General features: G+C 58.4%; 13 protein-coding genes. 1 reads left to right on the top strand and 12 read right to left on the bottom strand.

Going from position 1 to position 12,398, the window contains the following annotated elements; translation table 11 throughout:
• Positions 1-74 precede the first annotated feature (74 nt).
• Positions 75-1,475, top strand: coding sequence for an aminoacyl-tRNA deacylase and HDOD domain-containing protein (locus tag BTN82_RS28785; protein ID WP_075122395.1), 1,401 nt, complete (start codon positions 75-77; stop codon positions 1,473-1,475).
• Positions 1,476-1,550: 75 nt separating this feature from the next.
• Here the strand turns inward: BTN82_RS28785 and BTN82_RS28780 are convergent, their stop codons facing one another.
• The 12 genes from BTN82_RS28780 to BTN82_RS28725 all read right to left on the bottom strand — a co-directional run bounded on the left by BTN82_RS28780 (position 1,551) and on the right by BTN82_RS28725 (position 12,390).
• Entirely contained in the window at positions 1,551-1,934 is a 384-nt protein-coding gene (locus tag BTN82_RS28780; RefSeq protein ID WP_075122394.1) for a helicase, read from the bottom strand.
• Positions 1,935-2,131: 197 nt separating this feature from the next.
• Entirely contained in the window at positions 2,132-2,602 is a 471-nt protein-coding gene (locus tag BTN82_RS28775) for a hypothetical protein (RefSeq protein WP_081375527.1), read from the bottom strand.
• A gap of 11 nt (positions 2,603-2,613) precedes the next feature.
• Positions 2,614-3,174, bottom strand: a complete 561-nt coding sequence (locus tag BTN82_RS28770; protein ID WP_075122393.1) for a DUF3304 domain-containing protein — start codon at positions 3,172-3,174, stop codon at positions 2,614-2,616.
• Positions 3,159-3,704, bottom strand: coding sequence for a DUF3304 domain-containing protein (locus tag BTN82_RS28765; protein ID WP_075122516.1), 546 nt, complete (start codon positions 3,702-3,704; stop codon positions 3,159-3,161). Before BTN82_RS28765 ends, BTN82_RS28770 begins: the two co-directional genes overlap by 16 nt.
• Entirely contained in the window at positions 3,704-4,231 is a 528-nt protein-coding gene (locus tag BTN82_RS28760; RefSeq protein WP_410002848.1) for a DUF3304 domain-containing protein, read from the bottom strand. Before BTN82_RS28760 ends, BTN82_RS28765 begins: the two co-directional genes overlap by 1 nt.
• A gap of 11 nt (positions 4,232-4,242) precedes the next feature.
• Positions 4,243-4,797, bottom strand: a complete 555-nt coding sequence (locus BTN82_RS28755) for a DUF3304 domain-containing protein (protein WP_075122392.1) — start codon at positions 4,795-4,797, stop codon at positions 4,243-4,245.
• On the bottom strand, positions 4,782-5,318 hold the full coding sequence (locus BTN82_RS28750; protein WP_075122391.1) for a DUF3304 domain-containing protein: 537 nt from the start codon (positions 5,316-5,318) through the stop codon (positions 4,782-4,784). The genes BTN82_RS28755 and BTN82_RS28750 overlap by 16 nt, the downstream gene beginning before the upstream one ends.
• A gap of 422 nt (positions 5,319-5,740) precedes the next feature.
• The gene (locus BTN82_RS28745) at positions 5,741-8,368 is read right to left on the bottom strand and encodes a T6SS phospholipase effector Tle1-like catalytic domain-containing protein (protein WP_075122390.1); all 2,628 of its coding nucleotides are present in this window, start codon (positions 8,366-8,368) and stop codon (positions 5,741-5,743) included.
• Complete coding sequence (locus BTN82_RS28740; protein ID WP_075122389.1) at positions 8,356-8,859, bottom strand: DUF3304 domain-containing protein; 504 nt, start codon at positions 8,857-8,859, stop codon at positions 8,356-8,358. The genes BTN82_RS28745 and BTN82_RS28740 overlap by 13 nt, the downstream gene beginning before the upstream one ends.
• A 98-nt stretch (positions 8,860-8,957) precedes the next feature.
• Complete coding sequence (locus BTN82_RS28735) at positions 8,958-9,494, bottom strand: DUF3304 domain-containing protein (protein WP_261793032.1); 537 nt, start codon at positions 9,492-9,494, stop codon at positions 8,958-8,960.
• 11 nt (positions 9,495-9,505) lie between these two features.
• A complete protein-coding gene (locus tag BTN82_RS28730) occupies positions 9,506-10,312 on the bottom strand; it encodes a DUF4123 domain-containing protein (RefSeq protein WP_075122387.1) in 807 nt (268 codons plus the stop codon).
• 11 nt (positions 10,313-10,323) lie between these two features.
• The gene (locus tag BTN82_RS28725) at positions 10,324-12,390 is read right to left on the bottom strand and encodes a type VI secretion system tip protein VgrG (protein WP_075122386.1); all 2,067 of its coding nucleotides are present in this window, start codon (positions 12,388-12,390) and stop codon (positions 10,324-10,326) included.
• Positions 12,391-12,398 lie beyond the last annotated feature (8 nt).

The raw sequence follows: 12,398 nt of genomic DNA, 5'->3' as shown, positions 1-12,398 counted from the left end.
CGTCTCAGTTATTGGACCAGTGCCCCGATCAAGCTGGTTATACTCCTGAAATTGTTTGAAAACGGACACAGACCATGACAGAAGTCGCCCTCGCCACTGCAGCCCCGCACGCTCCGTCTGTAATCCGGCTGCTGCTCGGCAAGCTGAACATCAGCTTCACGGAAGTGCTCGACCACCCTGGCCTGCCGGCCGCGCGCAAGGTCCAGGCGGTCTTGCTGGACGACGCCGTCGGCGCGTTGATGGTGCTGTTCCCGCAGAGCCAGTTGCTGGACCTCAACCGCCTCGCCGAACTGACCGGCCGCCGCCTGACCGCCGTCTCGACGGAACGCCTGGAGCGCATGCTCGGCAAACACAACCTGAGCCTGCTGCCCGGCCTGCCGGCGCTCACCAGCTCGCCCTGCCTGTATGAAGAAAGCCTGCTGCGCGAACCGAGCCTGCTGATCAACTCCGGCGAGTCGGGCCTGCTGCTGGAAATCACCAGCGAGGCCTTCAAGAGCATGCTGAGCAAGGCCAGCGCCGGCAATTTCGGCGAAGCCCTGAGCCGCATCCGCCCGAACCTCGACCGTCCGGACGACGACCGCGAGGAAATCACCCAGGCGATGCAGGCCTTCACCGCCCGGCGCATCCAGCAACGCCTGGAAGCGACCATCGAGATCCCGCCGCTCGCCGAAACCGCGCAGAAGATCATCAAGCTGCGGGTCGACCCCAACGCCACCATCGACGACATCACCGGCGTGGTGGAAACCGACCCGGCCCTGGCCGCGCAAGTGGTGAGCTGGGCCGCTTCGCCCTACTACGCCTCGCCGGGCAAGATCCGCTCGGTGGAAGACGCCATAGTCCGTGTGCTGGGCTTCGACCTGGTGATCAACCTGGCGCTGGGCCTGGCCCTGGGCAAGACCCTGAGCCTGCCCAAGGACCACCCGCAACACAGCACGCCGTACTGGCAGCAGTCGATCTACACCGCCGCCGTCATCGAAGGCCTGACCCGCGCCATGCCCCGGGCCCAGCGGCCGGAAGCCGGCCTGACCTACCTGGCGGGCCTGCTGCACAACTTCGGCTACCTGCTGCTGGCCCACGTTTTCCCGCCGCACTTCTCGCTGATCTGCCGCCACCTGGAGGTCAACCCGCACCTGTGCCACAGCTACGTCGAACAGCACCTGCTGGGCATCAGCCGCGAGCAGATCGGCGCCTGGCTGATGCGCTACTGGGACATGCCGGACGAGTTGTCCACCGCCTTGCGCTTCCAGCACGACCCAAGCTACGACGGCGCCTACGCCGAATACCCGAACCTGGTGTGCCTGGCCGTGCGCCTGCTACGCAGCCGCGGCATCGGCTCCGGCCCCGTCGAAGACATCCCCGACGCCCTGCTCGATCGCGTCGGCCTGTCCCGCGACAAAGCCGACGACGTGGTCAGCAAAGTCCTCGAAGCCGAAGTCCTGCTGCGGGAACTGGCCTCGCAGTTCAGCCAGCACTGACGCCCAGAAAAAAGCCCCGCTCCTGTAGGAGCGAGGCTTGCCCGCGATACGCTTGCGCTTATATACGGCTTACCTTCAAGCCTTCGGCTTGGTCTTCTTCGGCTTCAAGTACTTGGTCAGCCCCTGGAACCAGATCACCAGCGCCGGGTTGCCCTTGATCTGGATCGACTTGTCCTGGATCCCGGTCATAAAGGCCAGTTGCTTGTTCTTGGCCTGCATCGTCGCAAAACCATAGGCCGCATCCTTAAAGGCAATGGCGAACGCCGGCTCGGGGTACAGGCCCGACTGGCTGGTGATCCGCTGGTTCTTCACCCGGAAATGCCGCGCCACCTTGCCATCCAGCGTCTGCAACTGAAACACCAGCTCCTTGTCACCCAACTGCTGCTGGAACGCCGGATTGGTCCGGCTGGCCTTGCCCATCAACAGACCCAGCATCCACAGAAGAAAACGAAATTTCATGCGCAAAGCCCCAAAGGAAAAATAAACGGCTGGCGCAGTGTAGCGGCTTCAGGGGGGAACGCCACAGTTATGCAGCGTTAGAAGAAGATGAACCTCTTTTTACTGAAAATGACCACCAAGTCACCTCAAACACCCTGTAGCCGTTGCCGCAGGCTGCGATCGAGTGCGCAGCACTCGCCAGCGGACGACAACCCACACTATCGCTGCTCCAGGCACTGGTTATAGCCCTGCGCAAAACGCTCGTCATACCGCAACACCACCGGCTCCTCGGGATCGACGCTGATATCCACCAGCGATCCGTCATTCACCCCATACCTCACCCATCCCAGCGTCCCCGTCCCCTGCGTCTCGAAAAACACCTTGGCTCGGATCGTCTCGCCGTCGTCCTCATCGATCAGCAGATTGGCTTTCTCCCTGGCCACCTCCCGAAAAGGAAAATTGCTGCTCCTGACCAACTCCGTGAGATAGCCGTAACAGCCCTCCCCCGTCGCTCGGTCTTCAGCCGAGCATGTCGTGATTGGCAGCAGTGCTCCGAGCAATATTCCAGCACCGAGCCCTCCCAAGCGCTTTACAGAGAACCCGCCTTTCGATGCCTCAAGGGCAGGAGACCGGACAGCGAACCGCGTGGAGGCTTTACCTTCAAAGAACAGGACTCGCGACAGCGTCATGGCACTCCTTGTCACTCCGGGCATACGTTGGGCTCCGGCATATTGATTGGGTAGTTGTAGGGGTAACGCGGATCACCCGGCTTCACATTATCCGCAGAGACACGCACTTGATCGCAGGGGAGGAAGTGCACTTTCAGGGTTCCTGCTATGTCGTACTTCGGGATATCGACCACCGCCTTATGGTGTGAGTAGTGCCGCTTATGCTCCTCCATACGCTTGGCCCAGGCATCCGAGTAAGGGCGTTCAGTCCATTCACCATACGAATAGGGATCGGGGTCCTTTTCCCATACAACCACTGCCGTAAGCCCCGGTCTCCACGTACGAGGAACAGAACCGCAACAGGATTGCTTTCCTCCACCCTGATGCGGCCCCAAATTGGGGCCACCTGCATCGTTGACCGTAAAACGATTGATGGCGGCTGAAGTGTGGTTATAGCCCGTCACAGGTGCAGCCAGCATCTTCGATGGCCCCCCGTTACAAGCAGCCAGAACCACCAATCCCGCAAGCAATAAAACCCCACGGGCACCTTCAAATAGCCGACGAACGACCCGGTCAGTCAAAGAGCGGGGCATGTGGCCGACTCCTTCATCTGGAAGTAAGCCCGGTCGGGGTACGCGGGATGGTTGGGGGTGTAGCAGGTTGTTGATACCCGCACTTGATCGCAGGGCAGGAAGTGAACCTGCAGCGCACATACTCGCTCCGCATATTGAGGAATATCCACAACAGCACTGTGTCGGGTGTACTTGGCGGCGTGCTTTCGGTATGCCTCTCGATAAGCATCGGTTCCAAGGGGAGGCCAATCTATTGACTCACCTGGGTACGGATCCTTTTCCCACTTCACTGTCGCCTTCAAGTCCGGGCGCCAATGACGGGGCAGAACACCGCAACAGACCTCCCCCCCTCCGGCCAGATCTGGGCCAAGATTCGGACCACCTGCTCCATTCACACTAAACCGGTTGATAGCCGCCGAAGTGTGGTTGTACCCAGTCACCGGCGCACTCAACATTTCCGGGCCGGTCTGACACGCTAAAAGCGTCAGCATCCCTGCTATCCCGACTGTCACTCGCCCAAATAACGCTCCCCACCTCATAGCGCGTCTCATCAGTCCGGGCATACTTCGGGCTCCGGCATACTCATCGGAAAGTTGTAGGGATAACCAGGATATCCAGGAGTAATACCTGTAGCCGAAACCCGAACTTCATTACAGGGGAGGAAGTGAACCTTCAGGCTTCCTGGCTCGTCATACCTCGGAATTTCCACCACTACCTTATGACGTGCGTACTGTCGCTTTTTGGCTTCCATCCGCTTAGTCCAAGCATCTGAGTAAGGTTGCTCCAACCACATACTCGAAGAGTATGGGTCAGGGTCCCTTTCCCACTCGACAATCGCCCTCAGCCCTGGCGTCCAGTGTCTCGGTATCACCCCACAACAAACCTGGCTGCCTCCTCCCTGATGAGGCCCCACATTTCCGCCACCTGCACCATTGACGCTGAACCAATTGATTGCGGCCGAGGTGTGATTATAGCCAGTCACCGGCGCAGCCAGCATTTCCGGGCCGGTCTGACACGCCAAAAGCAGCAGCGCTGCTATCCCGACGTTCATTCGCCCAAGCAACGCTCCCCACCTCATAGCGCGCCTCATCAGTCCGGGCATACTTTGGGCTCCGGCATATTCATCGGAAAGTTGTAGGGATAACCAGGATACCCAGGAGTAATACCTGTAGCCGAAACCCGAACTTCATTACAGGGGAGAAAGTGAACGTTCAAACTTCCCGGTTCATCGTATTTGGGAACTCCTACCGTCACCTTGTGGCGAGTGTAATTTGCTGCATGACGTTGATAAGCCTCAGGCTCAAGCTGGCCATACTTGTCGCGCTTTATCTTTGCACGAGGAGCAGGATCCTTTTCCCACTCGACAATCGCCCTCAGCCCTGGTGTCCAGTATCTCGGTACCACCCCACAACAAACCTGGCTGCCTCCGCCCTCATGAGGCCCCAAATTTCCGCCTCCTGCGCCATTGATACTGAACCAGTTGATTGCGGCCGAGGTGTGGTTGTAGCCCGTCATAGGCGCCGTTAGCATCTTCGATGGCGCACCGTTGCAAGCAGCCAGAACCACCAAGCCCGCAAGCATTAAAACCCCGCGAGCATCTTCAAATAGACGACGAACGACTTGGCCGATCAAAGAGCCGGGCATGTAGCCGACTCCTTCATCTGGAAGTAAGCCCGGTCGGGGTAGTCGGGATGGCTTGGTGTGTAGCAGGTTGTCGATACCCGCACCTGATCGCAGGGCAGGAAATGAACCTGCAGTGCACAGACTTTCTCCTCGTACTTCGGGATATCTACAACTGCACGATGCAGCGAGTAACCTTGCTTATGCTCTTTCATGCGACCACTCCAGGCGTCAGAGAAAGGCTTTTCTTTCCATTCACTGTAAGCATATGGATCGGGGTCCTTCTGCCACTCCACAATAGCTTTCATCCCTGAATGCCAGCGACGAGGAAGAACACCACAGCAAACCTCTGACCCCCCGCCTTCATGGGCTCCAAGGTTCGGACCACCCGCTCCATTCACACTAAACCGGTTGATAGCCGCCGAAGTGTGGTTGTACCCGGTCACCGGCGCACTCAGCATCTCCTGACGGGCCTGGCATGCCGAGATCATCAACGCACCCACCGTTCCAAGCACCACCCCTACAGCCAAGAGCCCCTGCTTCATCCCTATCACCGCTCCCGCTCGCTGATGACAACCCAGGAATTCAACTCCTTGTTCGCAACCAGCACACAGCGGCATACGCCATCGCATTCAAAACCACGTTTCTTGGGCAAACACTTGTCGTTAAAAAGGGTGAACATGGCTACTCCCTACCCAATAGCGATCCATCACGTCGGTAAAGCCATGAAGCGGCACTGATCGACGTCCGCACGAGAAACTCACAAGACGCTACCAACTTGAGCACCCGGCGAATGTAGGAAAACGCTAATTCTGCGGAACGATGATTCTTGTTCGGCGCGCGACAAATAAAGTCGTCGTTTGGGAGCCATCACTTGAAGGTGATACGGCCTCGGCCGTGAGCAGAGCGCAATCGAAACGGCAAGCGAAGGGCAACTCGACGAGAGCCGCCCTTCGCTGCCTGAGCGCTACACCTTCTTCTCGGACGGCTTCAGATTGCCGACCTGATTCGCCAGCATGTCTTTCCACCCACCGGACTTGCCCTCGTCGTTGGCAGCTTTTGCCAACATCCCGGCCAATGCTCCGGCATCCTTGTTGCGCGCGGCCTCCACAGCCTCCAGGGCCTGATGCGCCACCAGGATTTTCTGCAACGCCGGCGTGTTGGCGGTGGCCTCGTTCAATGGCAATAGCGGCGGTAATGCCGCGACTTTGGCGGTCATGTCTCCGGGGGCCTTGGTAAAGGTCCGCAGCGAATCCAGATTGTTCATCATTGGCAGGGCGATATTGGTGAGCGGATCGAAAGCGCTGACTTCCGGCAGGCCGACTTTGCCACTGAGCACTGGCAGCGCCAGGGACGGCAGGAACAGCCCCAACAGCATGCGTGGGTCCTTTTTCTTGATACTCAGGCCAACGCTGGCCACGGCAATACCGAGCCCGATGACCCGGCCAGCAGTGGCCAGCAACGACAGCTGCTTGTTCGATTCGTTGTCGAAGTGCACCAGGCGAATACGGAAGTAATCGGTGAAGGGCTCACGAGGCACGAACCCTGAACTGTTCATGAACCATGCGCGAGAGTCGTGCACTTGATCGTCGAACAGCGCTACCAGCGTTTCCTGGCCCGCTGCCGGCTTGTTGGGCGCGCTGAACATTTTTTCGTAACGGGCCGTGCCTTCTTTATAGAGGTAGGCGTACTCCTCGGCTTCATCCTCTTCGTTGATCAGGTACACCGTACCGCCAAGCAGCATGTCGATTACCGCAACGCTGGTATGGCCGTCGCCGACCAACCCCCACTCGCGCCGATAGTCATGGCGGAACTCGGCAGCCGCGCCGAGCAACTGCCGAGTATCGAGCGAAGGCTCGAAGGCTTTTTCCCAGCGGGCGCTTTCGTACTTGTCCTGGCCGACGATCTGTATGTTGAGCTGGTGCTCTTTCTCTTCCGCCTCAGTGTAAGTCGGCGCCGGCTTGCCCTGAGCAGCAGCTGTAGCTTCAGCATTGTGGCGTTTCTCCAACGCCTTCCATGCATCGATCTTGGACTGAGGCATATCGGCGGATACGTTCTTGAAGAAGTCACGCTGTGCCAGGCCACCCGCGTAGCGGTCGATACGCCAGGCGGTAATCAATGCTTGTTGGCGCTTGATCATGTCTTCGAGCGGGCCGCCACCTTGGCTAGCGGCATCGGATTGCCAAGCGTTGAAGCGTTTGATGAGCTCTTCAGATACGTTGAATTCTATTTCAGTATCCGGAGTCATCTTGCGCCAGTCTTCATGAATATCAGGCTGCACAATTGTTTGTGGGACTTGTAATGGAGCTCCAGCCATAAAAGCCTCGGCGTAAAGATGCTGCAATGGAATCTGCGACAGCAGATGCTCACTACCTGCCATAGCTTTACCTTGATCGCCTGGCGGATATCCACCACCTACATCTGAGTGCATACCAGGATAAAGATATTCAACGGTTCCACTGCGGTAACCAGATGCCTTACTTGCATCTCGCTTGCCATTTGCATCCTTAGGACGTCGGCGAATTGAGTCTACTGGAAAGCTGGCACGTTGCTCATGCGCTGACACGAGGTGCACACAACGCTTTAAAAAATGACAGTCCTCAGGTAACGAGGTGTCCATGCACTGTTCTATGGCCTCATCTGGCAAACGCATAGTGCCATCAGCCCAGTCCATGTGCCCGGCAGCAAAAGGTGCACTATCCGCAAGTCCAACAGCCGCTACGGTGTCGCAAATACCAAGGAACTCAATGGAAATCGGTAATGTTGCGAAGCGGTACTCCACCTTGTCGTTAGCACCTTGGCAACGTGTGAGTGCTTGTAGCCAATTGGCAAAGGTACGTGCCTGTGCTGCCCCACGGGAGAACCCATAGACATACAGACGTATCGCGAGGATATGTGGCTTTTCTTCCGCCTCTTGGCGTTGCTTCAGTACCTTTTCCAAATCGTCCATATACGGACGCATGGCAGCTTTGCGTTTTTCTTCACCACTCTTCTGCAGCCCCACTGTAACTACATTACCCAACCAACTAGTGGCCATCGCATCAACGAGAGCTTGAGTTTCCGGAAGTTGCAGTGGCTTTTCAGGAGTCAGCGTATTCTTCAGCACGTCAATCAAGCGCGTTAGCCCCCAATTGATTCGGTTTTCCCCGCCTCGGGCACCGATAAGCCCCATTCCATCAGGTGTAAACTCGCGGATATCAGGAAATACTGTTCCTACCCCAGGACTATAGTAACTATAGAATCCTACTTCTTGGCTAAATGAGTTCGCTCCCAAGCTAGCGTGAAAAATTCTGGAGATGTTACTACATGATGAAGGGGTTGATGCACTATCGGCTTTGTCGTTGTTATTGGTTCCGTCGAACGCAATTGTGACATGGAGTGTTTTACAGCACGGCACCCCACTAGATGTATCCCCTTTGGCTTGCAACAATTTTCTTTGCTGAGCACCAAACGCAACTTCGTCACGCTTCTGACGAGTTATGTTTTCTGAAAGTTGCCTAGGGTCCCTAGGCAGACGCCTACCTTGAGGGAAAACAGGAGCAATCATCGCAGCCTCGGGCATTGGTTTCTCTCTACCTATCATCACTTCGGACATACCTTTGGTTCCTCCATACGCAATGGATAGTTATAGGGATAACCAGGGTAGCCTGGGGTTATAGCGGTAGCGGAAACTCGCACTTGATCACATGGAAGAAAGTGGACCTTTAGACTTCCCGGAACGTCATATTTTGGAATTTCAACGGTAACTTTATGATGAGAATAATTAGCTGCATGACGTTTATAGTCCTGAGAATCAAGCTGCCCATACTGATCTCGTTTTATGTAACCTCCAGGGTCTGGATCTTTTTCCCATTCGACAATTGCTCTTAATCCCGGAGTCCATTGGCGAGGGACAACGCCACAGCAGACCTCTTTACCCCCACCTTGGTGAGGACCGATGTTCGGCCCACCAGCTCCGTTAACAGTAAACCGATTGATTGCTGCCGAGGTGTGGTTATAACCGCTCACTGGTGCAGATAGCATCTTTGAGTCAGCCTGACACGCACTCAAACTCAGGACACTGGTAAGCAGCAAAAAAATATGCATACACAACAACTTTCCACAGCCAACACTCTTCATACGATGGTGCGGAATAGAACATAGTCTTCGCACAACAATACAAAAACGCTCGCCAGTAACTTCAATTACGACTCTGGACATACCTTCGGTTCCTCCATATTCATTGGATAATTATACGGATAGCGGGGATCACCTCGATTGATATTATCCGCAGAAACACGAACTTGATCACAGGATAGAAAGTGGACCTTCAGACTTCCTGCCACTTCGTACCTTGGGATATCGACAACAACTTTATGACGTGAGTATTCTTGTTTTGCCTTCTCCATACGCTTATTCCACGCATCTGAATAAGGACGCTCAGGCCATTTTGCATAAGAATACGGTTCAGGATCCTTCTCCCACTCAACAATCGCCCGAAGCCCCGGCACCCACTCGCGAGGCACCAGACCGCAGCAAACTTCGCTTCCTCCGCCTTGGTGGGGACCGATATTCGGGCCGCCCGCGCCGTTGACCGTAAAACGATTGATCGCCGCGGACGTGTGGTTGTAGCCCGTCACCGGCGCGCCCAACATCTTGGGTTGGCTCTGGCAGGCGGCGAGCATCAGCACGCTGCTCGCGCCCAATAACAGCCGAAGCACCAGCCTGTTGGTGCTGCCCATGAAAGTCCGCTTCATATCAACGGCCTCGGCGGCTCGTCGATGACGAACGGCGAGTTGTCCAGCAGCCATTCCTGGATAAAGGGCTGGCGCTCTTCCGGTTCCTTGAGGCCTTGTTTGTTGGCGGCCAGCTGGCTGTGGAACAGGTGGCGGATCAGGCCTTCCTTGCGGCTCATGCCGTAGTCTTGCGGGGTGGCGCAGCGCTCGACGCGGTAGTTGTCGGCTTCGGTCCAGGCCAGCAGGTTGGCCACTTGCGGGTGGTCGAACATGAAGGGTTCGATGGCCGGCGGCGGCGTGTGGCGCACGTGGTTGCCGGGCAGGCTCTGGGGTTGCTGGTCGCGGTCGAGCCAGTGCCAGGCAATGACCGGGGCGTGGAATACCTTCCCCTGGGCCGGGGTCAGGGTTTCGCACACCGGCACGAACATACGCGGATCGTAGTAGCGCAGCACGCCTTCGGCACGGCCCTGGTTCCAGCGTGCCTGGGTGCAACCGCGCAGGTGGGCGGCCAGGGTTTCGAAGCGCCAGGGGCTGAACAGCGCCAGCACGTGCTGGTTGCAGTCGACGGCACCGATAAAGGTTTTCAGCCAGGGCTTCTGCGCCTTGTTCACGCGCAGCAGCAGCGGGCCGAAATCGGCGATCGCCACTTCCGGGGTGTTGTCGAACAGCTTGGCCAATACCGGCGCGTCCGGCTGGTTCGCCAGCTCTTCCAGCAACGGGTAGTCGAGGCTGGTGGCGTCGATCAGCAGGTCGATATGCTCCAGGCCCACTTGTTGGGTCTGGTCCCATAACAGCTCGTGCCACTGCAGATTGCTTGCGTACATGTCGGGGTCCTTTAGCGTGCCGCCAGGGCTTGGCTATTGCGCTTGGCCCGGGCCAGGCATTCCTTGCACACCGGGGGCGGCGGCATCGGCATGTTGCTCGGCGCGACCAGGGGCAGGTCGCCGGCCTTGTCCTTGTCCGCGGCGCCCGGCAGCGTCGGCGGCTTGATGCCGATCCCGGTGCCGTTCCCCGCCGAACCCCCGGCATTGATCTTGACCACCGGCCCCACCACCGTGACGCCGCCGGCATCGAGCTTGATAAAACTGCCGCCGGCCTTGATGGTCAGTTCGCTGCCCGCTTCGATCACCATCTTGGCGCCGGCCTTGAGGTGGATTTCCTGGCCGGCCTTGGTCAGTTGCGCGGTGCCGAGCTTGATGTGCTGGTTTTCGCCGACGGTCAGGTGGTCGTCGACGCGGGTTTCGATCTTGCGGTCGGCGTGGGTGATGCGGTGTTCTTCGGCCTTGAGCTCGGTGTAGGTGTTCTTCACCACGGTGTCGTGGCGTTCGTTACCGATGCGGATTTTCTGGTCGTGCTCGATGTTTTCGTCCCAGTCGCGCTGGGCGTGGATGAAGATTTGCTCGGCGCCTTTCTTGTCTTCGATGCGCAGTTCGTTGAACCCGGCGCCGCCCGGCGAGCTCATGGACTTGAACACGGTGCGGGTCTTGTTCGCCGGCAGCGGGTAAGGCACCGGGTGTTCCTTGTGGTACAGGCAACCGGTGATCAGCGGCTGGTCGGGGTCGCCTTCGAGGAAGGTCACCAACACTTCCATGCCGATCCGCGGGATGACGATGGCGCCGTAGCGGTCGCCGGCCCAGCTGCTGGAGACGCGCAGCCAGCAACTGGTCTTATCGTCGGCCACGCCCTCGCGGTCCCAGTGGAATTGCACCTTCACGCGGCCGTACTGGTCGCAGTGGATTTCTTCGCCCTTGGGTCCGGTGACCACCGCGGTCTGGCTGCCGAGCACCCGCGGTTTCGGGTGGTTCAGCGCGGGGCGGTAGAACACCTGCCAGGGCGTGGCGAGGAAGCGGTTGCGATAGCCCTGGTGGAAGTCGTCCTTCTCATCCGTGGTGTCGCTGGTCACCGACTCTTCCAGCACCTGCGGCTGCTTGCCTTCGTGGACGATTTCGGTCAGCAGCCAGAGGTCGTTCCACTCGCCGCGCGGGTGCTCGGAGAGTTCCAGGAAGTGCCCGCTGGCCAGGGTGGTCTGGTCGCCCCAGCCTTCGGCCTGCTGGTAGTCGGCACGATGCCGCTCGAGGGCGCGCTGGCTGAGAAACTTGCCGCGCGCACGGTCGAGGAAACGCCCCGGGTAGTCGTAATCTTCCAGGTCCGGCTCTTCGCTTTCCGCCTCGGGTTGGTAGGCGGCCTCCAGTTGCAGGCGCGGTTTCTCGAAGTCGTAATCGCGGCGAGTGGTACGGCTGGTGCGGGTTTCCAGGCGCAGGTTGAAGCCCTTGATCACCGGCTCGTCGGCGACCATGCCGCTGCCCTGGATATACGCCGTGGGCTGGCCGAGCTTGGGGAACACGGTCTGGTCGTCGCCGAACACCAGCAGGTGGCCGCTTTCACTGTGCTGGAAGTGGTAGTGCAGGCCTTCTTCTTCGCACAGGCGCTGGATGAAATGCAGGTCGGTCTCGTCGTACTGCACGCAGTAGTCGCGGTCCGGGCACGGCGTGCCGAGCTGGAACTGGTAGGCGTTGCCCTGGATGCCGTGCTCTTCGAGGATCAGCGCGATGATCTTCGGCGCCGACAGCTGCTGGTAGATGCGCTGGTTGGTGCGGTGCGCCAGGTAAGCCAGCTGCGGCACCAGCGACACCTTGTAGCGGGTCAGGCGCTTGCCGGCATCGCCCTGGGCCACGCGGTAGATCTGGCCGTGGATGCCACTGCCTTGCGGATCGAAGGCGAGGAACGCCTGCTGGTGCAGCAGGGTTTCCAGGTCCAGGTCGGGGTTCTCGCTGACCAGCTCCAGGTCGAAACGGAACGGCTGGCTGATGCCTTCGGTGCCCTTGAAAGACAGCACCTGCAAGTCGCCCTGGAAGTCGTCGACGGTCAGGCTGAAATGCGTTTCATTGGAAGGATTGAACATGTCGTGCT

The organism is Pseudomonas chlororaphis (assembly GCF_001921865.1).
Taxonomy (GTDB): Bacteria; Pseudomonadota; Gammaproteobacteria; order Pseudomonadales; family Pseudomonadaceae; genus Aquipseudomonas; species Aquipseudomonas chlororaphis_D.
The sequence above is the reverse complement of the archived record's forward strand: the minus strand, read 5'-3'. Positions and strand labels throughout refer to the sequence as shown.